This is a genomic window from Granulicatella elegans (genome assembly GCF_020735385.1).
GTDB classification, from domain to species: domain Bacteria; phylum Bacillota; class Bacilli; order Lactobacillales; family Aerococcaceae; genus Granulicatella; species Granulicatella elegans_B.
This window is the reverse complement of sequence record NZ_CP085953.1, coordinates 1,543,216-1,563,753: the sequence shown is the minus strand read 5'-3', so window position 1 is coordinate 1,563,753 and position 20,538 is coordinate 1,543,216. Positions and strand designations below refer to the sequence as shown.

Below are 20,538 nucleotides of genomic sequence, written 5' to 3'. Positions count from 1 at the left end.
TATGTTAGTTGAACAAAGAAAAATTTATTTATTAGATGTCATTTTGACTTTTTTACCTATATTACTTGCTTTATGCGTTGTTTGGTATGCACCCGAGACAATCCCCTCTCGTTTTGATTTAGAAGGAAATGTAATTGCAACTGCTTCACGTTGGACGATTGTCATATTACCAATCTTTATTTTATGTTTTTCTGGTTTGTTCAAATGGATTGATTATAAAGAATTGGTCGGAAGTCGAAATAAAGAAATTAGTCGTTATATTTTCAGAGTTTCATTACTATTCTTTAACGCAATCGCCTTTTTCCAATTTGTCTTAATTTTGACAGGAGTTAGTATGGGTTCTCAAATGGGACGTTTGATGGCATTTCTTATTGGGGGATTTACGATAGTGATTGGAAATGTTAGTCCTAAAATTAAAGAAACGAATAAGCACTTTGGATTCCGTGTGCCATGGATTATGGACAATGATGAAGCTTTCCGTAAAACACAACGATTCTTTGGATTTGCGAGTATGATTAGTGGAATCATCTTTATTTTAATCTCATTATTTGTGGGAAACAAATTAGCATTGGTTCTTGTGAGTATCGGTTTGGTGCTAACGATTGGTATTACTGCAGTGTATTCGTATAAAATTAGCAAATAATAAAAAAGATTTGCTGAATTGTAAAATGAAGTGCAACAAAAAGACATAACTATCTGATAGACTTAAGTCGAAGAAAACAAAGTATAGGAGTGATAGTGATATTTAAAGAAAATAGTACCACAAAATAATCTTACAATTATCTTTCAGCATCGAAAGAGGAAAAATCGAGGTACTTTATAAATAAGGAAAATCTCAATCAGAAATCGCATGAAAACTTGGTAGAAATCGTTCTACGATTAGTCGTGAATTAAAATGTGGAACTGTTACACAAATGAAAATCAAAACTGAAAGATCATTTATTACAAGGAATATTTTACCGAAACAGGACAAGCACGTTATAAAAATAATACTAATTTTAGGATTCTTACTTAAGAGGAAGGAGGGAAAATTTTGATTTTAACATTATTGCTTGTTATGGTGATGAATGAGAGAATGGACCGATAAACATCAGAAATATAAGAATAATACATGGGATTTTAATTTTGATAAAAATCTTCTTAAGGATGGTTCTATTATTACTTTACAAGGTGTCCTATGGAAAAATTTTCTAGAGAAAATGGTTATCTTGATTTATTGCCTTTGTGCTGTGATGTTGATCACATTGTGTTTGAGAAAAGGAAAGCAGTGCTTCATAGAAAACAGACATTAGCATCCGGGGGAGAAATATGTGATTATTGGATTGTTGGAGATAAGACTAAGAATCAAATGTGAACAATTAGGATTATATGAAGGAGGTTGATTTTATGGATTTATTTCAAGCAATTCTTGTCGGAATTGCTATAGCAGCTATTTTTAACGGTACAGTGGCTTCTCTAGTACTTATTAATCCAAGATTCTTTTTGGATTCTTATCCAAAGGCTATCCAGAAAACAGCTCCGAAACAAATGACAAAGCAAGAGAAAAAGATAAATATGACACTTACTATCATTATTGTGGGAGTTTGTTTTATTTATTCAACAATAAGTATTTTATATTCAGGAGTTGTTGGCTTTTGGAATATATTTTGGATGGGATACATTCATTGGAGTATATTAAATATAGGAGATTTTTTGTTATTGGATTGTCTCTTATTTCAAGGAAAATATAAAGAAAAGATAGTTATTCCGGGAACAGAGGGACACAAAGATTATGAGTTTAATAATTGGATGAAACATTTAGCAGTTAAAGAACATTTTTTATTAGTTCCATTTTTTCTTATACCAATTATAGCTACAATTCAAGCTTTGGTTGTTGGCTTTTTAGGAAGATAAATTTAGAGTTGCATAAACAATTTAATAATTAGATAAGAGATACCATAAGAACAGTAAATCAAAAAAAGGTTTACTGTTTTTATTTGTCTAAAATGAAAAAAGAAGAACAAAATTAGAAAAGGGAGAAAAGATAAAACTAAAAAGCGGTAACTACAAAACAAGAAAAGTAGAACTGACGGACTGGAACGATAAGGGAAACGAAGAGAAATGACGAGAGAATTTTGCAAACCTTTGTAATCAGTATTTAGAAAAAATCATCAGGAAAAGAGAGCGGATTATCGCTCCTAGAAAAGACAAGGGATAGAAGAAATCCCATCCATCCATTCATTTAGGAGCAAGTGCCAGTACCTTAGAGAAAAAAAGATTTGAAACCGACAAAGGAAATATCAACAGAGAAATTAAAAAGCATAATTCTTTAGTAAAAACCATCAAGAACAAGATAAAAGAAATCACTTCTTTTTATTTGGAAATCTGCAAGCAAAATACGATGAGTATAAACAGACTATAAGTGCTACTATAACAATGCACACATTCAGGAATTTGAAAATGGAGAACTTGGTCAAGATAAGCATGATGCCCTTCAAAGAGAAATCATCGAAATAGAAAATAATCTGAAATCCCTTCAGGAAGAAGCAAAGTAAGTACCATCAGCATTATCTGTTTCTATGAAAGAGGTAGGAGATAAAATTAAAGAAGTTGGTAAAGATTTATCTACTCATGTTACAGCACCTATCGTAGCGATGGGTGCTGCTATTGGTGAAGTAAATACTAGGTTTTGTCTTACTGGTCAAAAACTTGAAACCTTATCCGGTAAGTTCATAAAGTTTGCTCAACTTAATAATACAGATGTATCAACTGCTCTCGAGATGGTACGTAGCTTAATTTTATTACTAGAAATTTAAGAGTAAAATTTTTTATTATCTTAATTTTTAAAAATATATAAAATTTATAAAAATTAAAAAATAATTCATAAAAAGCAGAATTATGAATTATTTTTGTACTTTATATAGTTTGTTTTGGATTTTGTTGACAGTTTAGTTTCAGTTTGCTAATATCAAAAAGCAATATATAAAACACAACAAAAACAATATAAAAAAAGAGGTATAAAACATGAAAAAACAAAAAATAGCAAAATACGCAATGGTTGCGGCCCTGTCATCAAGCATACTTATTTCAAAAGTAGATTTGGTAAAGGCTAAAGAAAATGCTGAGGTAAATCCTACAAAAATTGACTACAAGGCTAAGATTGAAAATAAAATTGAGATTATAAAAAAAGAAATAGCACAAATGGAAAAAGAATTATCAGAAAAAATAAATGAAAGAGAAAGATTGCTTAAAGAAAAATCTGAAATTTCTGGTAAATTATCCAAGAAAAATGACAATTTAGCTAAGGAAATTGATGAATTAAAAAATAAAATCAAGGAACTTGAGGATAAAGAAGCTGAAAACCAAAAAAAACTTAAAACTTTTGATGAAAAATTAGCAAAAGCTAATGAGAAAAAAGAAAATTTAAGAAAAGAACTTGAACAAAAGGAAAAAGAAATTGAGGATGTAAAAAACTTTAATCCAGCAAAGGATAAAGAGGGTCTTGAAAAAAGTATAGAAGAAGATAAGGAAAAAGAAAAAGAATTTTTGGAAAAAACAAAAGCTTTAAAGGCGAATGTAGATAAGAAAAATGAAAATTTAACTAAGAAAACAAAGGATTATAATAAGGAAAATGCCCTTATTGAAAGATATGATTTGGATTTAGTTAATGCTGAAAAAGACTTGTCTAAGTTAAAAGAAGAAAAAGAAAAACTTAAAGAAAAAACGAACAACTCTAAGATAGATAGGGCAAAAATTGAAGAAAATATTGCAGAAATAGAAAAGAATAATGCAATCAATGATATAACCAAAAAAGATGCCGAAAAAAAATATAATAAGGCTAAGGCTGATTTGGAAATAAAAAAAGCTGAACTCAAAAAAATTATGGATGGAAATCCAGGCTATAAGCCAGATATTGAAGAATTACAAAAAGAAATAAAAACGCTTGAAAATAAAATTGTGGGTGGAGAAACTGCTATTAGAATTTCAGAACAATTAAAAGAGAAATTTGAAAAAGGTTTAAAAGAAAACAAGGAATTAATAAAAGATTTTATAGCTTTAGATGAACTTGATAAAAAAATAAAGTATTTAGAAAAACAGATTGAAAGTACAAAAGAGGCTAAAAAAGAAACTCAAACAAGAGTTGAAGAACTTAAGAAGGCAAAAGAAGAACAAGAACATATTTTTGAAAACGCAAAAAATGAATTGCAAGCAGAAGAAGAAAATCTTAAAAATATTCAAAATACTATTAAAGAAAACCAAAATAAATTAAAGGCTGTAGGTAACAAAGACCAAGCAATTAAAGATCTTGAAAAAGAAAAAGCAGAAATTCAAAAAGAAATTGACGCAAATAATAAAAAAATAGAAGAATTAGAAAAAGAAAAAAATGCTAGCAAGGCTTTAAGTGAAAATACAGCAAATGAGATAAAAACTCTTAAAGAAAAACTTTCAAAACTAGAAGAAGAAAAAAAGGGACTTGAAAGATTTAAGCTAAGGTCAGCATCACTAGACCAAGTAAAATCAGAGAAAAAAGACCTTGAAGAAAAACTAAAATCTATCGATGAAAAAATCAAAAAATTAGATATAGAAATTAAAAATCTAAGAGATGAGATTGCAAAGAAAAAATTACTATTGGCTAGTTTAGAAGAAAAACCAATTGCTGAAACAATTAATCCTATTCTTCCAAAAAATAAACTAAAAGTTAAAAATTTAGAAAAATTAACAGAAAAAGGAAAAGAGGAAATCGAAAATAAAATAAAAGAATTAAACAAAAATAATTTCCCGAAAAATACACAAGTAGAAGTAGATGAAAACGGAAATGTAACAATAACATATCCAGATAATTCTAAAGATACAATTAATGTTAGCGATTTGGTTGTGAAAATGGCACAAGCACAGAATAATAAAACAGATGCTCAAAATAATCTACAGAAGCCTGTGCAAAACACAAATCTACCAAAGACCGGAGAGGGTTCAAATTCATTCCTGAATGGAATGATACTAGGAATATCCGGACTTGTATTTGCTATCACAGGATACTTCAGAAAAAAACACGCGAAATAAGCTAGCGTAGTAATCAACAAAATATTAGATAATGCCTACTAGGGAGAAATCCTTGGTAGGCATTGTTTTTTTGCACATTGAGATAAGGTTAAAAAAAGTGGCTCTTTGTCAAATAGGGTTGATGAAACAATTTTAGTGAAGGAATTAAGCAGCGTCAGGTTGCTTAATTCCTTTTTTAGTTGTTGGAGTAAATAGTTTAGACATTAGTAGAATTCTATTTCTAAAATGAGTAAAACTGCTGTAGCCATATGCATTTCTTTTAAGTACTTTTATCTTGTTGTTAATCCCTTCAATAGGTCCATTTGAAAGTGTTGGATACTCACAAGAATTTTGTAAATACGGTAAAAATTTCTTAAATGTTTGGAGAACACGATTTAATCCATCAGACAGAAGTTTTGGTTGTACACTCATCAATTCTTCTTTAAATTCAATGAAATTTCTCTCTTTAAAAGCTTCTCTTAATTGATGTACTGTTTCATATTCTAGTTTAAGTGAAGGTACTTCTTGTAATAAATAATCTACAATTCCTTGAGAATGCGTTAACCAATCGAATAATCGGTAATAGCTGTAGTGATAGGATTGAAGGTTATCTCGATTTTTTAAGATTAGTTTCCAGTAACGTTTTAATTTATTATAAAGACGTCTGTCTTTATAACGTACTTGATTCATTTTTCTTGTTCTTGTCTTGTTTAATTCTCTATTTAAAGCTTGAATAATATGGAATGAATCAATAATAATTTTAGCCTTAGGGAATAAATGTTTCATCACTTTAATGTATGGAGCATACATATCAATCGAAATTGTTTTAACATTTAAGCGAGTTTGTAAAGGAAATCGGTTGAAATAACGAACTAAATTCCCCATTTTTCTATCTTGAACAACATCAACAAGTTGATGAGTAATAGCGTCACAATAAGCAAAACTCATACTAGATTCAGCGGAAGCTACAGACTTAAATTCATCCCAACACATATGTTCAGGTAACTCATTTAAAGGCTTAATTCTAAGAGATTCAGCAGTTTCATTGACAACTCTGCGAACAGTATGAACAGAAACATTCATTTCTTTAGCGATATGAGATTCAGAAACTGTTTCGCAAGCTTTGACTTTCATTTCATTTTTTACATTTTTAGAAATAAAAGCATTAAGGTCTACGATACTAGTTGTATCAGCAGTAAAACTATGAGAGCATTCACGGCAGAAGAAACGCTGTTTTCTTAATTTAAGAAAAGCAGGTAATCCAGAAACCGGATTAAGCGTAATTCTAGAAGTACGAGTACCGTTTTTAACAATAGAAAAATCACGATTTACACAACTACAGTTAGGGCAAGCGTCTGGGCAATAGGTATAGGTAGCGAAGAAAAACAAGCTTTTTTTCTTCTTAAAATACCCTTCTTCTACATTATCTTCCCATTTTACATTTTTATCTTTGATTTGTAGCACAACTTCTTGTATAGTAGTCATAGGGTTTCATCTCCTCTTAAATAGTTTAGACGCTTTTAATATAAGGGATGAAGCCCTTTTTGTATACACTAAAATAGGGTTGGTGGATTTTCTCCATCAACCCTATAAATTATAGAACCCTTATCGTTTCTTTTGTTTCGCACGTTGTTCTAACATACGTTTGACGAACTCCGGCATTTTTACATTCTCTCTGCCTTTTTTAGCGATTAACTTCTTCACAAATTCTGGCATTTGAATATCAGATTCATGGTCTAGAATGTCTTTTGATGTTTCTGGTGGAACCATTTCATCTAGTGTTTCTTCTTCGTTTGTTTTAAGAGTGAATGTTTCTGTTTCGTGAGCTCGAACAGTTTCGTGTAAGGCTTCGACTAGTAGTAGATGAGCATTCGGCATTGGTGGTCTGTGATAGTGTACACCAAACTCATCACATAAGTCCTTACATTCGATATCATTGTCGTATAGAACTTCGATATGTTCACTAATAAAGCTAATTGGAATGAAGATATAATGTTCAGGGTGTTCCGTTTGTTCTCGTAAGTATTCTAGAACGTCTGGTTTCATCCAAGGTAGTCCAATATCACTTTCACTTTGCCATGTATGAGTGTACTGATGTTTTTCTAATCCTAATCTTTCTGCAATGATTTGTCCATTTTTATAAATTTGGTCGATATAAGGATCTTCGAATTCCAATGCAATTACGGGTACGCTATGTGCTGAGAAAACGACTTTAAAACTATCTTTTTTGATGTCTTTAGTCAAAATCTTTTGAATTTCTTGTTCCCAGAATTGTAGTAGGTTTATATTATGATACCAATCTTTTACAACGTGGAAGCGAATCGTTTTGCTTTCGATAAATTTTTCATATCCGTAAATGGAGTAGTAAGAGTAGTGAGGTTCAAGAGCTAAGCACAAGCATTCTTCAATTCCGTCTTGTTCCATTTGTTTAACGACTTCTGGAATGAATGGTGAGGAGAATTTATTGGCAAAATAGACTGTATATTCTTCTTGTATTCGTTCTTGTAATTTTGCTGCTTGTTGTTTTGAAATTTCTTGTAGAGGACTTCCGCCAATTTTTCGATAATTATCATACAAGTGTTGGATTTCTTGATCCGTTGGACGAACGCCACGTCGAATATTTGTAAAAAATCTTGCAATATCTTCAAAAGTATATCCTTCAGGTGACCCAAATGTCATGAGTAAAATTGCTTTTTTTGTCATATAATCACTTTCCTATGTGAATTTTTTTCATCATAACATTTTTAATACTATCTGACTAGTAGAAGCCATTGAAAACAGTATACAAAGTGTTTATAATAAAGAAAACAAACTATAAGGGGCTTTTGACATGTATCAAAAAGTAGTAGATCAATTAAATGAATTAGGCATTCCATTTCAAATGGTGGAACATGAACCAGCGCTAACAACAGAACAAGCAGATCGTTTTATCGAAGGAATTGAAGGTGTTCGTACAAAGACGTTGTTTTTAACAAATAAGAAGAAACGTAATTTTTATTTAGTCATTATGGATGATACGAAACGATTAGATATGGATGTCTTTAAAGAAATTGTAGAAGAAAAACAAATTAAAATGGCTTCAGCAGAAACGCTAAATGACAAAATGATGCTCCCACCAGGAGTTGTCTCTCCATTTGGCTTATTAAATAATGAAGACAAAGATATTCAAGTATATTTTGACCAAGAAATTGTATCTGAAGAACGAATGAGCTTTCATCCAAATACAAATGATAAGACGATTTTTGTCAATACGGAAGATTTGTTTACCTTCTTAAAAGCAATTGGATCTGAACCTCACGTGATTGAGTTATAGAAAATAAGGTCATTGAATGAAAAAATTACAAAAAGGAATGCATATTCGTGTACTAAGTCCATCTTCGTCAATTGAACGAATTGGCGGATTTGAAGCAAATAGGGCTGCTAAGGATACGTTAGAACAATTAGGATTTAAGGTCAGTTATTCAAAACATTATTTTGAACAGGACATACTAGATTCTGCAAGTATTCAAAGTCGTTTGGAAGATTTGCATGAAGCATTTTTAGATTCTACAGTAGATGTCATTCTAGTAACTATTGGTGGATTTAATTCCAATGAATTACTTCCTTATTTAGACTATGAGTTAATTGCGAAGCATCCTAAAATTATTTGCGGATATTCCGATACGACTGCTATTTTAAATGCCATTTATGCAAAAACTGGAATGCTAACTTATATGGGGCCTTCTTATACAAGCTTCAAAATGAAGGAACTCCAAGAATATCAAACAGCATCATGGCTTAAAGCATTAAGCAATACTCAGTATGAGTTAACACCAAGTGAAAAATGGGGCAGTAATGCCTGGTATTTACCAGATGCACCTTTGACGTTTCAACCTACAAAATGGAAAGTATACAACCACGGTAAAGCTACCGCAACAGCAATCGGGGGAAACTTATCAACCTTTTCATTATTAAGAGGAACTCCTTATGCTCCAAAACCAGAAGACTATGCCTTTTTTATTGAAAAATCAGAAGATAGCGACTATTTTGAATTTGATCGAAATTTAGCCGCATTACTACAAGCTTATCCAAATCCAAAAGCAGTTTTAATTGGAAGATTCCCGAAAGAATGCCGTATGACGGAAGAGTTATTATTGTATATATTAGACAAATATCCAGTCTTAAAACAAATCCCGGTGATGTACGACTTAGACTTTGCACATACACAACCATTATTTACAATTACCATTGGAGCAAAAGTAACGGTGGATACAGAGAAAATGTCTATTACAATGGATGAAGAAGTAGAAGAAAATATACTGTAAAAGAAACGAAAAAAGCACAAATTTTACAAAATTTTCAAAAAGCCTTTTCATTATTGCTATAATTTAGTACAATAGCAATGTAGATCAATGAAGGGAGAGAACTTGCATGAGTACAGGTGTATGGATTTTAATCGTCGTTGTAGCTGCTATCTTAGGAGCAATCGGTGGATTCTTTATCGCACGTAAAACAATGATGAATTACTTTCTAGAAAATCCTCCATTTGATGAAAGTATGATTCGTAGTATGATGACTCAAATGGGTCAAAAACCATCCGAACAAAAAGTTCGTCAAATTGCTGCTTCAATGAAAGCACAGGCAAAGAAAAATGCTAAGAAATAATTGAGTAGAAGGGTAGACGCTGTCTGCTCTTTTTTTACGGAAAAATGAAAAACCACTCAAAAGTGAGTGGTTTCTAAAAGAAATCGGAATGTGAACCCGTATCAATTAAAGTTAAAGTAATTATGTCTTCTTCTTTAAGATAAATAAGTAGCCAATCCGGTTTAATATGACATTCATAATAACCAGTATAATCGCCTGTTAACATATGATTACGATATTTCGGTTCAAGAGGAATACCTTGACTTAGTTGATAAACGACTTCTTCTAATAGTGAAATATCATAACCTCGTTTCTTCATCAACTTATAACTCTTTTTAAACTTATTTGTAAATTTTAATTTATACATTATTCTTCTTCCAATGCTTTAAAAAGTTCATTAATGCTTGAATAACCTTGAATACTTGGATCTCTTGAAATTCTTTTTGCATCTTCCATTGCAGCTAATGTTTCTTCATTATATTTTGGAAGTTCAATTGTAAAAGGTAAACCGCCTCTTAATAAACATTGACGTAAAAAAATATTTACGGCACTAGACATATCAAGACCCAGTCTTGAGAATAAAACATTTGCATCTTCTTTAATAGTAGTATCAATTCTAATTTGAGTAGGACTTGTTGCCATCTTCATTACCTCCTAATTTTCTTTAATTATATTACAAATGGTATACATTGTAAACTGTTTGATTTTGCGATAGAACTTTTTTATACCCAAAATGGTGAAAAGATGACTCACGACAGAACGTCAAGAAACGAAATATACGCAATAAAAAAAGTAAAAATCTCCACTCAACAGTGGCAGTGATAATCAGCCATGATTATCACAATGGAAAATTTGAGACCAAGGCTCAAATTTTAGGCATGAGACCCGCAGGGGCTGCTGCCGTCCTCACTGTAGCAGTAGAGATTTTTACTTTTTTTATTTTCGTTAGTAGTTAATTCTTATTTCCGTTTCTTCTCAGGAATCACGTATTCAAAGTTAGGATTAATTTCCTTGTCCAATTCATCGAATTTTTGGATTAATAATTCATCATATTGCGCTACTTCTTCCTTAGTTAAACGTCCCTCTGGTAAATGGATTGGTTCTCCAATTTTTACAAACATCTTTTGACGTTTCAATAGGTTCATAAAAGTAAAAGGTCCTTGATAAACAATCGGCACAATCGGAGCTTTTGCCATACGAGCAATCGTCACAGCCCCACCTTTCATTTCATTAGAGTAGCGAGTACCAGTTGGGAAAATCACCAAAGCTTTTCCGTTTTCCTTAATCTGAGTCACTGGATGCTTAATTGCACTTGGACCAGGCTTCTCACGATTCACAGGAAATGCACCTAACTGACGAATAAACCAACCAAATGGCTTAGGCGAAAATAATTCCTGCTTTGCCATCAATACTAAAGACTTCGGATAAACCGCAATCGCAATTAGTACCGGATCTAACCATGAACGGTGTGGAGCAACAATCACATACCCAGAATCCTTCGGCAGATTCTCCAATCCCGTTACTCTCGTAAATCCATTTAAAAGAATAATCAATAAACGAACAATAAATATAGTAATTTTATAAATCATATGAAACTCCTTAAAAGTTGATTACTAAAACAGTATGAAGTAGAAACTCATATTTTGCAAGATTTTTGATAAATATTTTACAAAAAATCTTAAAGAAATCTTATAAATAAAGAGTTTTGACAAATAAATCATAAAAATGAAAACGTTCATAAAACTTCATAAAAGATTAGTTACTCTAGATGAATTGTGTTAGAAAACGTTTTATTATATAATGGATTCATTAAAGATTACTAGTAATTATGAAATGATCATGAATTAAGAGACGTCTTAAAAGTTATGATTATTTCAAATTTGTGTGTGGCAAAAGCCCTGAGAGAGAAAAGGAGAATGACAAAATGGCAATTCCAAATTTACAAGTTGCATTAGACCATTTACGTATCGAAGATGCGTTAAAAGATGCACTTGCTGTTGGTAATGAAGTAGACATTATCGAAGCTGGTACAATTTTAATCTTGAATGAAGGGGACAAAGCAATTAAATGCTTACGTAATGCATTCCCTGATAAAGTTGTCATTGCAGATACAAAATGTGCCGATGCTGGATCAACAGTTGCTAAAAACTGTAAAGATGCTGGTGCCGACTGGATGACTATCATTTGCTGTGCAACCATTCCTACAATGAAAGCTGCTCAAAAAGAAATTGGCACTTTACAAGTAGAATTATATGGTGACTGGACATTTGAACAAGCAGAGCAATGGCGTGAAGCTGGTATCGACCAAGTAATCTATCACCAAAGTCGTGATGCTCTATTTGCTGGAGCAAGTTGGACAGAAAGTGACTTGAACAAAATCAAACGTTTAATTGAGATGGGATTCAAAGTTTCTGCAACTGGTGGATTAACAAAAGATACATTGAAAGTGTTCGAAGGTATCGATATTTATACATTCATTGCTGGACGTGGAATTTACGCTACAGAAAATCCTGCACAATCAGCTCGTGAATTTAAAGAAGAAATTAGAAGAATTTGGGGCTAATCTCAAGGAAGGAAAGAAAGAATAATGGCAAACATTAAAGATGTAACAAAAGAATCATGGATTCTATCAACATTCCCAGAATGGGGTACATGGTTAAACGAAGAAATTGAACGTGAGGAAGTTAAACCAGGAACATTCGCTATGTGGTGGTTAGGATGTACAGGTATCTGGTTAAAATCAGAAAAAAACACTAACATCCTATGTGACTTATGGTGTGGAACTGGTAAACGTAGCCACGGAAATGGAAAAATGAAAATTGGACACCAAATGCAACGTATGAGTGGTTGCCAAAACTTACAACCAAACTTACGTACACAACCATTTGTTATCGATCCATTTGAAGTGAAAAACGTAGACGCTTTAGTAGTAACGCACATTCACTCAGATCACTTAGATATCAATACAGCAGCAGCAGTTGCGAACAACTGTCCAGAAGCTAAATTCGTTGGACCACAAGAAGTAGTAAACACTTGGTTAGGTTGGGGAGTTCCAGCTGAACGTACAATCGTTGTACACCCAGGAGACTCAGTTAAAATTAAAGATATCGAAATCGTTGCTTTAGAAGCATTTGACCGTACAGCTTTAGTAACTGCTAAAGATGGCGAAGTATTAAAAGGTAAAATGCCTCAAGATATGAACGAAATCGCAGTGAACTACTTATTCAAAACAAGTGGTGGTAACTTATACCACGCTGGTGACTCTCACTACTCAAACATGTTTGCTAAACATGGTAATGAACATGAGATCGATGTGTGCTTAGGTGCATACGGTGAAAACCCTCGTGGTATCACAGATAAAGTGACTTCAGTTGATATGTTACGTATGGCTGAATCATTAAACGCTAAAGTTGTTATTCCAGTTCACTATGATATCTGGGCTAACTTCCAAGCAGATCCTAAAGAAATTACAGAAATCTGGAAATTCAAAAAAGATCGCTTAGAATATAAATTCAAACCATTCATTTGGCAAGTAGGTGGTAAATACACTTACCCAACAGATAAAGATAAATTAGAATTTAACTTCTACCGTGGATTTGACGACGTATTCTCAATAGAAAACGACGTACCATTCCCATCATTCTTATAATAAAAATATCTGATTGACCGTTACTACGGTAACGGTCAAATCTTAAAATATGGATGTATACGATTTCTTAACTAAAATCGTCAAAAGGAGTTTTATCAGTGTTAAAAGAAATTATTGAAAACAATCGTTTTAGTTTCCAAAAAGGTTTTTCTTCTTGGGAAGATGCGATTCGCACAGCGTGTCAACCATTGTTAGACCAAAATATTATTACAGCAGACTATCCAGGTTACATTATTAATAATGTTCACGAATTTGGTCCATACATTGTAATCGCACCAGAAATTTGCATTCCACATGCACAAGAAGGAAAAGGTGTTAACGAAACAGCGGTTGCCTTCATGAATGTTGAAGAGGCAGTTGACTTCGGACCTGGTTCTGATTATAAGCCTCGTTTATTCTTTGTTTTAGCTTCAACTGACAATGAAAAACATTTGGGCAATTTATCAGAACTTGTAACATTAGTAGAAGATGAAAATATCATCAATGCTTTTGTTAATGCACGTTCAAAAGAGGATTTAGAAAATATTTTACAAGGAATAGGTGAATAATATGGAATTCTTATTTGGCTTTTGGCAATTTTTCTATACGAACATTTTTACAAAACCACAATACTTTGTAGGTTTAATCGTTTTAGTAGGTTACTTATTATTAGGTCGTAAATGGTATGACGCATTAGCTGGTTTTGTTAAAGCAGTTGTTGGTTATATGATCTTAAACGTAGCCGCTGGTGGATTAGTTTCAAACTTCCGTCCAGTATTAGCAGCTTTAGGTGACCGTTTCGGTTTACAAGCAGCAGTTATCGATCCTTATTTTGGTCAAGCAGCAGCAGAAGCAGCTTTAAAACAAGCTGGTCATGCAACTGGTTTAACAGTACAAGTACTTTTAGTAGCATTCTTAACTAACTTAGCACTTGTAATTTTCCGTAAAATCACTAAAGTACGTACTGTTTTCATCACTGGTCACATCATGGTACAACAATCAGCTACAGCGACTTGGTTAATGGCATTAGCTTTAGGTGACAATGTTCAACAATTACAATTTGTTGTTTTATTAGGTATCGTATTAGGGGTTTATTGGGCAGTAGCAGCTAACTTAACTGTAGAGGCAACTCAAGAATTAACAGAAGGTGGCGGATTTGCAATTGGTCACCAACAAATGTTCGGGGTTTGGTTAGTAGATAAATTCGCACACAAATTCTCTGGTAAAAACGACAAGAAAATTGAAGATTTAGAATTACCAGGATTCTTATCAATCTTTAAAGAATCAATCGTAGCAACTTCTATCTTAATGGTAGTATTCTTCGGAGCTATCTTATTAGTATTAGGTAAAGATTACTTAGTAGGCGTAAACGGTAAAGAAATCGTAGTTATGGCTTCTAAATTCAAAATGGCTACATTAAAAGAAGGCGACAACTTCTTCTTCTACATTTTACAAATTGCTTTAACATTTACAGTTTATGTACAAATTTTACAATTAGGGGTTCGTTTATTCGTTGCTGAGTTATCAGAAGCGTTCCAAGGTATCTCTAACAAATTATTACCAGGTTCTATGCCAGCCGTTGACTGTGCTGCTGTATACGGATTTGGTTCTCCAAACGCAGTAACAATTGGTTTCTTATTCGGGGTTTTAGGACAAGTAATCGCAATCTTAGGATTAATCGTGTTCAAATCACCAGTATTAATCATCACTGGTTTCGTTCCTGTATTCTTCGACAACGCTACTTTAGCAGTGTATGCTAACCACAAAGGTGGTTTACGTGCTGCTTCAATTATGACATTCTTATCAGGTGTTATCCAAGTTTTAGGTGGAGCAATCGCAGCTGGAGCATTTGGATTAGCAGCATACGGTGGATGGCATGGTAACTTCGACTGGGATACAATTTGGGTTGGATTTGGATTCTTAATGCAACACTTCCAATATGTTGGTTTAGGTATTGTATTAATTATTCTTTTAGCAATTCCTCAATTACAATTCAGCCGTAATAAAGAAAATTATTTCTTAATCGCTGAAGATTACGAAACATATTTAGAAAAAAATCAAGCTTAATTAGTTTTAAACAGTAAAATTTTATTATAAAATAGGTAACGGGTAAGACAGACTTACCCGTTATCAAATTCTAAAGGAGAGATATCAATGAAAGTATTAGCAGCATGTGGAAGTGGAATGGGATCAAGCCAAATTATCAAAATGAAATTAACAAATGTATTCCGTAAATTAAATATTCCATTGGAAATTCATCACTGTGCAGTTGCAGAAGCAAAATCATCAGCTAAAAACTTTGACATGGTAGTTGTTTCTCAAGCATTATTAGAAATCTTCGACGGATTAGATTTACCAAACACTAAAATTGTTGGGTTACAAAACTTATTATCAGAAAAAGAAATGACTGAAAAAATTTCAGCAGCTTTAGAGCTTTAATTCAAAAGGAGTCTTTTTTATCATGGCATATGAAGCGTTAAAACAACGTGTTCTTGAAGCAAACTTATTATTACCAAAGCATAATTTAGTATTATTCACTTGGGGAAATGTTTCAGAATACGACCGTGAAGCTGGCGTTATCGCTATTAAACCTTCAGGGGTAGAATATGATGTAATGAAAGCAGAAGATATTGTTATTGTTGATATCGACGGAAATAAAATCGAAGGAGCTTTAAAACCATCTTCTGACTTAGATACACACTTAGAAATTTACCGTAATTTCCCAGATGTTAAAGGGGTAGTTCATACTCACTCAACTTGGGCAACTACAATGGCTCAAAACGGCCAAGAAATTCCTGCATTCGGGACAACTCAAGGGGACTACTTCTATGGAACAATCCCATGTACTCGTGCTATGACTGATGCAGAAATTAAAGGAGCTTATGAGTTAGAAACAGGGAAAGTGATTGTAGAAACATTTAAAGATAAAGATCCTAATGCAATTCCTGGTGTATTAGTATTTAACCACGGACCATTTGCATGGGGTAAAGATGCTTTTGATGCTGTTCACAATATTACTGTTTTAGAACAAGTCGCTAATATGGCTTGGCATAACTTAGTTTTAAATCCAAACTTACAACCAATGTCTCAAACAATTTTAGACAAGCACTATTTACGTAAACATGGTGCAAATGCATACTATGGACAAGGGTAGGAGTTAAGCATGTACGAATTAGGACTATATGAAAAATCAATGCCAAACACATTATCATTTAAAGAAAAGTTAGAAACGGTTAAAGCGACTGGATTCGACTTCTTAGAAATGAGTGTGGATGAAACTGATGAAAAATTAGCTCGTTTAGAGTGGACGAAAGAAGAACGTCTTGAACTTGTTAAAACAATGTACGAAACTGGCGTTTCAATTCGTTCTATGTGTTTAAGTGGACATCGTAAATATCCATTTGGATCACATGACGCATCTGTACGTGAACGTAGTATGGAAATCATGGAAAAAGCGATTGAATTAGCGGATGACTTAGGAATCCGTGTCATTCAATTAGCTGGTTATGATGTATACTATGAAGAAGGCGATGCAGATACATTAGAATTCTTTATCGATAACTTAAAGAAAGCTACTTTATTGGCAGCTCAAAAAGGAATCGTTTTAGGATTTGAAACAATGGAAACTCCATTTATGAATACAGTGGAAAAATCAATGCGTTTTGTTAACTTAGTAGATTCACCTTATTTACAAGTTTATCCGGATTCAGGAAACTTAAAGAATGCTTCTTTAGAACCTGGTGCGAAAAATGTTTATGAAGATATTGAATTAGGAAAAGGTCATATTGTGGCTGCTCACTTAAAAGAAACAATTCCTGGACATTATCGTGAAATTCCTTTTGGAACAGGACAAATTGATTTCAAAAAAATGGTGGACACTTTCTTATCAATTGGTGTTCGTCGTTTCACTGGTGAATTTTGGTATGTTGGACAAGAAAACTGGTTAGAGGATATTCATTTCGCTAACAAATTCTTACGTTCATATTTTCCAGAAAAATAATTAAGAATTTAATGTAACATCCTTAGAGTGATCTAGGGATGTTTTTTTACGTATGGATTCTGTATACATTGAAAATACCGTTGATATAGTAGCAAGGTCGCCAGCAGCCTTGCTTTGCAAGTCTCATGGCTAAACTTCGAGCCTAGGTCTCGAAGTTCCCCTGCAATAAAAGTAGCAACGGCTACTTTTATTGCTTTTGCTACTATGGTGTATTTTCTATGTATTCTGAATCCTATTTGTGTTAACGTATTTATTACCAAAGTTAAAGAGTAAAACACTTTTATAGTATAACGAAAATAATCGAACGTTACGAAAAAGAATATTCGCTTATTTTTAATGAATTAATTGTTTCGTAATTTACTAATTATTCATTACCAATGTTTTCGTAAGTATAATGTTCGTATTTTACACGTTTACAACATTTGAAAGTAGATTTTTTTAAAAGAAAACTCGTCTAAAAATGTATTTTTAGATAGAAATCACTTGTAATTATCGTTCGTATTTTGTATGATTGTACTTGAGGTTGAGAGTTCAATCTCTTAGAAAACATATCTTAGGGGGATATCTTTTATGAAGAAGTCTTGTTGGTCAAAATTAGTACTTGGAGTATCAGCAGCAGCATTACTTGCCGCTTGTTCAAGTCAATCTAGTGATTCAGGTTCTAAAGGTAATGGATCTAAAACAATTGATACATTAAAGGTTGCATTTGTACCTTCTCGTGATCCAGAAGCGATTGTAACAGCTACTGAACCATTGAAAGAATTATTAAAGAAACAATTGGCAGATGAAGGTTATACAGTTAATAATGTTGAAATCAATGTTGGTACAAGCTTTGATGCAGTAGGGGAAGCTTTAGCATCAGGTACAGCAGATGTTGGTTTCATTCCTGGTGGTACTTATGTATTATTTGACAAAGAGGTAGATGTATTATTAACAGCAACTCGTTCTGATTTAGAAAAAAAATCAACGAATCCAAAAGAATGGAATGATGGTCAAGAAACAAAACGTTCTAAAGATCAAGCTACTTCATATAAAGGATTAGTAATTGCTGGACCAACTGAAAAAGGGAAAGCTATTGCTGAAAAAGTTAATAGTGGTCAAGATCTTTCATGGGATGATTTAAATTCAGCAAACTGGGGAGTTTTAGGAACTTCTTCTTCTTCAGGATATATTTATCCTACATTATGGCTACAAGATAAATTCGGTAAAAACATTTCAGATTTACAAAATGTTGTTCAATCTGATTCTTATGCTTCATCTGCAGCTCGTTTAGCTTCAGGACAAATTGATATTATGGTTGGATATGCTGACTTACGTTCTGACTATGCTAAAAAATGGACAAGTGAATATGGACGTTCAGAGGAAATTTGGAAAGAAACAAATGTTATTGGTGTAACTCCAGATATTTATAATGACACAATTTCAGTAAGTAAATCTTCACCAATTGTAGACGATGCGTTTAAAGAAGCTTTCGCAAATGCGATGATTAAATTAGCGGGTACAGATGAAGGTAAAGAAGTCATTAAAATTTACTCTCATTCAGGATATAAGAAAGCTAATGCATCTGATTACGATAAAGAACGTGAAGCTCAAAAAGTTCTTAAAAAATTAAAATCAGGTAACTAAGGAAAGAAATGATGATCAAAAAAGGGTTAGGAGCGAATCCTGACCCTTTTTTGAGAAAGAGGACATATTATGATTAAATTTGAAAATGTTTCAAAAACCTATCCAAATGGAGTCAAAGGGTTAAAAAATATTAATTTAGAAATTGAACAAGGAGAATTTGTTTCAATTATTGGTTTATCAGGTGCTGGTAAATCGACTTTAATCCGTACTATTAACCGAATGATTGAAATTACAGAAGGAACATTAACAGTAGATGGTACAAATGTATCTTCATTAAAAGGAAAATCTCTTTGTAAATTCCGTAGAAATAAAGTAGGAATGATTTTCCAATCATTCAATTTAGTAACAAGAACAACGGTTATTAAAAACGTATTAACTTCGATTGTTCCAGATATTCCATTTGTTCGTTCATTATTTGGAATTTATACAAAAGAAGAAAAATTACATGCTTTAGAAGCTTTAGATAAAGTGGGGATTGTTGACAAAGCCTTTATCCGTGCAGACCAATTATCAGGGGGACAACAACAACGTGTGGCATTAGCAAGAACATTAGCTCAAAATCCTGAAATTATTTTAGCGGATGAACCAGTTGCGGCTTTAGACCCAATTACAGCTAAACGTGTAATGGAAGACTTTAGAAAAATTAATCAAGAATTAAATATTTCTATTTTACTAAATATCCATCATGTAGAATTAGCGTTAGAATATGCAGATCGTATTATTGGTATTCGTGATGGTGAAATTGTTTACGATGGACCAAGTAGCCAAGTAACGAAAGAAGTCTTAGATTTAATCTATAAAGGAAAGGCGGAGGAGTTGCATGAAGGATAATAAACTCTTCGCTGGAAAAGAATTTACGTTAAAAAATGGAACAACCGTAAAGGAACCAAAATCGAAAACAATTTTCGTTATTATTGGTTTATTAATTGCGATGTACTATTCTGCTAAAGTAACAGGTTTTAATTTACATACTATTTTACAACGTGGTGTTCAATTCTTTGTCATTATTGGTCGTATGTTTCCACCAACTTGGGAATATTCAAGTAATATTTGGCAACCATTAATTGATACGATTAAAATGTCATTATTAGGATCATTATTAGGATCTATTTTAGTGATTCCATTTGCGATTGTTGCTTCAAGTAATATTGTAAAAAATAAATGGATTATTAGTTTAAGTCGTTTATTTTTAAGTGTAGTTCGTACATTACCAACACTTGTCACAGCCTTAATTGCAACTTATATCTTTGGATTAGGAACAATGGCTGGTACATTTGCGATTGCAACTTATACATTTGCATACTGTGGTAAACAATTATATGAACAAATTGAAACAGTTGATATGGGAGCTTTTGAAGCAGCTGAAGCTTTAGGAGCAACAAAAAGTCAAGCATTTACAAGTGCAATTATTCCTCAAATTTTACCAATTTACTTAGCAACCTCATTATATTGCTTTGAAGGAAATGTTCGTTATGCATCAATTTTAGGATATGTTGGTGCCGGTGGTATCGGGATTATTTTAAATGAAAACCTTGGATGGCGTGAATATGGGAATGTAGGAATGATTTTAGTGACATTATTCTTTACAGTAGTCATTATTGAATCAGTAAGTTACTACTTACGTACGAAATTAACATAGAAG

General features: G+C 32.6%; 23 protein-coding genes and 1 pseudogene. 19 read left to right on the top strand and 5 right to left on the bottom strand.

Annotated elements, in window-relative coordinates:
* Position 1 precedes the first annotated feature (1 nt).
* The 6 genes and pseudogenes from LK443_RS07755 to LK443_RS07730 all read left to right on the top strand — a co-directional run bounded on the left by LK443_RS07755 (position 2) and on the right by LK443_RS07730 (position 5,040).
* Positions 2–643: an SdpI family protein gene (locus tag LK443_RS07755; RefSeq protein WP_227931357.1), complete on the top strand. Its 642-nt coding sequence runs from the start codon at positions 2–4 to the stop codon at positions 641–643.
* 534 nt (positions 644–1,177) lie between these two features.
* Positions 1,178–1,354: an L-2-amino-thiazoline-4-carboxylic acid hydrolase gene (locus tag LK443_RS07750; RefSeq protein WP_227931356.1), complete on the top strand. Its 177-nt coding sequence runs from the start codon at positions 1,178–1,180 to the stop codon at positions 1,352–1,354.
* A gap of 32 nt (positions 1,355–1,386) precedes the next feature.
* Positions 1,387–1,893 (top strand): hypothetical protein, encoded by a 507-nt coding sequence (locus tag LK443_RS07745; RefSeq protein WP_227931354.1) that lies wholly within the window; start codon positions 1,387–1,389, stop codon positions 1,891–1,893.
* 92 nt (positions 1,894–1,985) lie between these two features.
* Positions 1,986–2,397, top strand: a pseudogene (locus LK443_RS07740) (MobA/MobL family protein); the annotation flags it as partial.
* Between the two features lie 161 nt (positions 2,398–2,558).
* Positions 2,559–2,795, top strand: a complete 237-nt coding sequence (locus LK443_RS07735) for a hypothetical protein (RefSeq protein WP_227931353.1) — start codon at positions 2,559–2,561, stop codon at positions 2,793–2,795.
* Positions 2,796–3,003: 208 nt separating this feature from the next.
* On the top strand, positions 3,004–5,040 hold the full coding sequence (locus tag LK443_RS07730; RefSeq protein ID WP_227931352.1) for an LPXTG cell wall anchor domain-containing protein: 2,037 nt from the start codon (positions 3,004–3,006) through the stop codon (positions 5,038–5,040).
* A gap of 144 nt (positions 5,041–5,184) precedes the next feature.
* Here the strand turns inward: LK443_RS07730 and LK443_RS07725 are convergent, their stop codons facing one another.
* Together LK443_RS07725 and hemH are read right to left on the bottom strand one after the other, a co-directional pair.
* Positions 5,185–6,504, bottom strand: a complete 1,320-nt coding sequence (locus tag LK443_RS07725; protein ID WP_227931351.1) for an ISL3 family transposase — start codon at positions 6,502–6,504, stop codon at positions 5,185–5,187.
* Positions 6,505–6,624: 120 nt separating this feature from the next.
* Entirely contained in the window at positions 6,625–7,722 is a 1,098-nt protein-coding gene (gene hemH / locus LK443_RS07720; protein ID WP_227931350.1) for a ferrochelatase, read from the bottom strand.
* Positions 7,723–7,849: 127 nt separating this feature from the next.
* On the opposite strand from hemH, the gene LK443_RS07715 reads away from it, so the two are divergent.
* The 3 genes from LK443_RS07715 (at position 7,850) to LK443_RS07705 (ending at position 9,663) form a co-directional block, all read left to right on the top strand.
* Positions 7,850–8,332, top strand: coding sequence for a prolyl-tRNA synthetase associated domain-containing protein (locus LK443_RS07715; RefSeq protein WP_227931349.1), 483 nt, complete (start codon positions 7,850–7,852; stop codon positions 8,330–8,332).
* 16 nt (positions 8,333–8,348) lie between these two features.
* The gene (locus LK443_RS07710) at positions 8,349–9,323 is read left to right on the top strand and encodes a S66 family peptidase (RefSeq protein WP_227931348.1); all 975 of its coding nucleotides are present in this window, start codon (positions 8,349–8,351) and stop codon (positions 9,321–9,323) included.
* Between the two features lie 106 nt (positions 9,324–9,429).
* The gene (locus LK443_RS07705) at positions 9,430–9,663 is read left to right on the top strand and encodes a YneF family protein (protein ID WP_006702633.1); all 234 of its coding nucleotides are present in this window, start codon (positions 9,430–9,432) and stop codon (positions 9,661–9,663) included.
* Positions 9,664–9,736: 73 nt separating this feature from the next.
* On the opposite strand, the gene LK443_RS07700 is transcribed toward LK443_RS07705, so the two are convergent.
* The 3 genes from LK443_RS07700 to LK443_RS07690 form a co-directional block, all read right to left on the bottom strand.
* Positions 9,737–10,009 carry a type II toxin-antitoxin system YafQ family toxin gene (locus tag LK443_RS07700; RefSeq protein ID WP_227931347.1) on the bottom strand — a complete coding sequence of 91 codons (273 nt, stop codon included), beginning with the start codon at positions 10,007–10,009 and terminating at the stop codon, positions 9,737–9,739.
* Positions 10,009–10,284 (bottom strand): type II toxin-antitoxin system RelB/DinJ family antitoxin, encoded by a 276-nt coding sequence (locus tag LK443_RS07695; protein WP_227931346.1) that lies wholly within the window; start codon positions 10,282–10,284, stop codon positions 10,009–10,011. Before LK443_RS07695 ends, LK443_RS07700 begins: the two co-directional genes overlap by 1 nt.
* A gap of 317 nt (positions 10,285–10,601) precedes the next feature.
* The gene (locus LK443_RS07690; protein WP_227931345.1) at positions 10,602–11,231 is read right to left on the bottom strand and encodes a lysophospholipid acyltransferase family protein; all 630 of its coding nucleotides are present in this window, start codon (positions 11,229–11,231) and stop codon (positions 10,602–10,604) included.
* A gap of 335 nt (positions 11,232–11,566) precedes the next feature.
* On the opposite strand from LK443_RS07690, the gene LK443_RS07685 reads away from it, so the two are divergent.
* The 10 genes from LK443_RS07685 to phnE all read left to right on the top strand — a co-directional run bounded on the left by LK443_RS07685 (position 11,567) and on the right by phnE (position 20,535).
* Complete coding sequence (locus tag LK443_RS07685; protein ID WP_227931344.1) at positions 11,567–12,205, top strand: 3-keto-L-gulonate-6-phosphate decarboxylase UlaD; 639 nt, start codon at positions 11,567–11,569, stop codon at positions 12,203–12,205.
* 24 nt (positions 12,206–12,229) lie between these two features.
* Positions 12,230–13,291 carry an L-ascorbate 6-phosphate lactonase gene (gene ulaG / locus LK443_RS07680; RefSeq protein WP_416217112.1) on the top strand — a complete coding sequence of 354 codons (1,062 nt, stop codon included), beginning with the start codon at positions 12,230–12,232 and terminating at the stop codon, positions 13,289–13,291.
* A 98-nt stretch (positions 13,292–13,389) separates the two neighbouring features.
* Entirely contained in the window at positions 13,390–13,839 is a 450-nt protein-coding gene (locus tag LK443_RS07675) for a PTS sugar transporter subunit IIA (protein WP_227931343.1), read from the top strand.
* Between the two features lies 1 nt (position 13,840).
* Positions 13,841–15,337, top strand: coding sequence for a PTS ascorbate transporter subunit IIC (locus LK443_RS07670; RefSeq protein ID WP_227931342.1), 1,497 nt, complete (start codon positions 13,841–13,843; stop codon positions 15,335–15,337).
* Between the two features lie 87 nt (positions 15,338–15,424).
* Positions 15,425–15,709, top strand: coding sequence for a PTS sugar transporter subunit IIB (locus LK443_RS07665; protein WP_227931341.1), 285 nt, complete (start codon positions 15,425–15,427; stop codon positions 15,707–15,709).
* A 22-nt stretch (positions 15,710–15,731) separates the two neighbouring features.
* On the top strand, positions 15,732–16,424 hold the full coding sequence (locus LK443_RS07660; RefSeq protein WP_227931340.1) for an L-ribulose-5-phosphate 4-epimerase: 693 nt from the start codon (positions 15,732–15,734) through the stop codon (positions 16,422–16,424).
* A gap of 9 nt (positions 16,425–16,433) precedes the next feature.
* A complete protein-coding gene (locus LK443_RS07655) occupies positions 16,434–17,270 on the top strand; it encodes an L-ribulose-5-phosphate 3-epimerase (RefSeq protein WP_227931339.1) in 837 nt (278 codons plus the stop codon).
* 570 nt (positions 17,271–17,840) lie between these two features.
* On the top strand, positions 17,841–18,896 hold the full coding sequence (locus tag LK443_RS07650; protein ID WP_227931338.1) for a phosphate/phosphite/phosphonate ABC transporter substrate-binding protein: 1,056 nt from the start codon (positions 17,841–17,843) through the stop codon (positions 18,894–18,896).
* A gap of 69 nt (positions 18,897–18,965) precedes the next feature.
* Positions 18,966–19,727, top strand: coding sequence for a phosphonate ABC transporter ATP-binding protein (phnC, locus tag LK443_RS07645; RefSeq protein WP_227931337.1), 762 nt, complete (start codon positions 18,966–18,968; stop codon positions 19,725–19,727).
* Positions 19,717–20,535: a phosphonate ABC transporter, permease protein PhnE gene (gene phnE / locus LK443_RS07640; protein ID WP_227931336.1), complete on the top strand. Its 819-nt coding sequence runs from the start codon at positions 19,717–19,719 to the stop codon at positions 20,533–20,535. Before phnC ends, phnE begins: the two co-directional genes overlap by 11 nt.
* The last annotated feature ends 3 nt before the right edge of the window (positions 20,536–20,538 follow it).

What these genes read in the sequence shown, in the direction of transcription:
- LK443_RS07700 (WP_227931347.1), bottom strand. Translation starts at nt 10,009, where the DNA reads ATGTATAAATTAAAATTTACAAATAAGTTTAAAAAGAGTTATAAGTTG.
- LK443_RS07665 (WP_227931341.1), top strand. Translation starts at nt 15,425, where the DNA reads ATGAAAGTATTAGCAGCATGTGGAAGTGGAATGGGATCAAGCCAAATT.
- LK443_RS07705 (WP_006702633.1), top strand. Translation starts at nt 9,430, where the DNA reads ATGAGTACAGGTGTATGGATTTTAATCGTCGTTGTAGCTGCTATCTTA.
- LK443_RS07725 (WP_227931351.1), bottom strand. Translation starts at nt 6,504, where the DNA reads ATGACTACTATACAAGAAGTTGTGCTACAAATCAAAGATAAAAATGTA.
- LK443_RS07670 (WP_227931342.1), top strand. Translation starts at nt 13,841, where the DNA reads ATGGAATTCTTATTTGGCTTTTGGCAATTTTTCTATACGAACATTTTT.
- LK443_RS07695 (WP_227931346.1), bottom strand. Translation starts at nt 10,284, where the DNA reads ATGGCAACAAGTCCTACTCAAATTAGAATTGATACTACTATTAAAGAA.
- LK443_RS07660 (WP_227931340.1), top strand. Translation starts at nt 15,732, where the DNA reads ATGGCATATGAAGCGTTAAAACAACGTGTTCTTGAAGCAAACTTATTA.
- LK443_RS07735 (WP_227931353.1), top strand. Translation starts at nt 2,559, where the DNA reads ATGAAAGAGGTAGGAGATAAAATTAAAGAAGTTGGTAAAGATTTATCT.
- LK443_RS07685 (WP_227931344.1), top strand. Translation starts at nt 11,567, where the DNA reads ATGGCAATTCCAAATTTACAAGTTGCATTAGACCATTTACGTATCGAA.
- LK443_RS07730 (WP_227931352.1), top strand. Translation starts at nt 3,004, where the DNA reads ATGAAAAAACAAAAAATAGCAAAATACGCAATGGTTGCGGCCCTGTCA.
- LK443_RS07750 (WP_227931356.1), top strand. Translation starts at nt 1,178, where the DNA reads ATGGAAAAATTTTCTAGAGAAAATGGTTATCTTGATTTATTGCCTTTG.
- LK443_RS07650 (WP_227931338.1), top strand. Translation starts at nt 17,841, where the DNA reads ATGAAGAAGTCTTGTTGGTCAAAATTAGTACTTGGAGTATCAGCAGCA.
- phnE (WP_227931336.1), top strand. Translation starts at nt 19,717, where the DNA reads ATGAAGGATAATAAACTCTTCGCTGGAAAAGAATTTACGTTAAAAAAT.
- LK443_RS07690 (WP_227931345.1), bottom strand. Translation starts at nt 11,231, where the DNA reads ATGATTTATAAAATTACTATATTTATTGTTCGTTTATTGATTATTCTT.
- LK443_RS07745 (WP_227931354.1), top strand. Translation starts at nt 1,387, where the DNA reads ATGGATTTATTTCAAGCAATTCTTGTCGGAATTGCTATAGCAGCTATT.
- ulaG (WP_416217112.1), top strand. Translation starts at nt 12,230, where the DNA reads ATGGCAAACATTAAAGATGTAACAAAAGAATCATGGATTCTATCAACA.
- LK443_RS07655 (WP_227931339.1), top strand. Translation starts at nt 16,434, where the DNA reads ATGTACGAATTAGGACTATATGAAAAATCAATGCCAAACACATTATCA.
- hemH (WP_227931350.1), bottom strand. Translation starts at nt 7,722, where the DNA reads ATGACAAAAAAAGCAATTTTACTCATGACATTTGGGTCACCTGAAGGA.
- phnC (WP_227931337.1), top strand. Translation starts at nt 18,966, where the DNA reads ATGATTAAATTTGAAAATGTTTCAAAAACCTATCCAAATGGAGTCAAA.
- LK443_RS07710 (WP_227931348.1), top strand. Translation starts at nt 8,349, where the DNA reads ATGAAAAAATTACAAAAAGGAATGCATATTCGTGTACTAAGTCCATCT.
- LK443_RS07755 (WP_227931357.1), top strand. Translation starts at nt 2, where the DNA reads ATGTTAGTTGAACAAAGAAAAATTTATTTATTAGATGTCATTTTGACT.
- LK443_RS07715 (WP_227931349.1), top strand. Translation starts at nt 7,850, where the DNA reads ATGTATCAAAAAGTAGTAGATCAATTAAATGAATTAGGCATTCCATTT.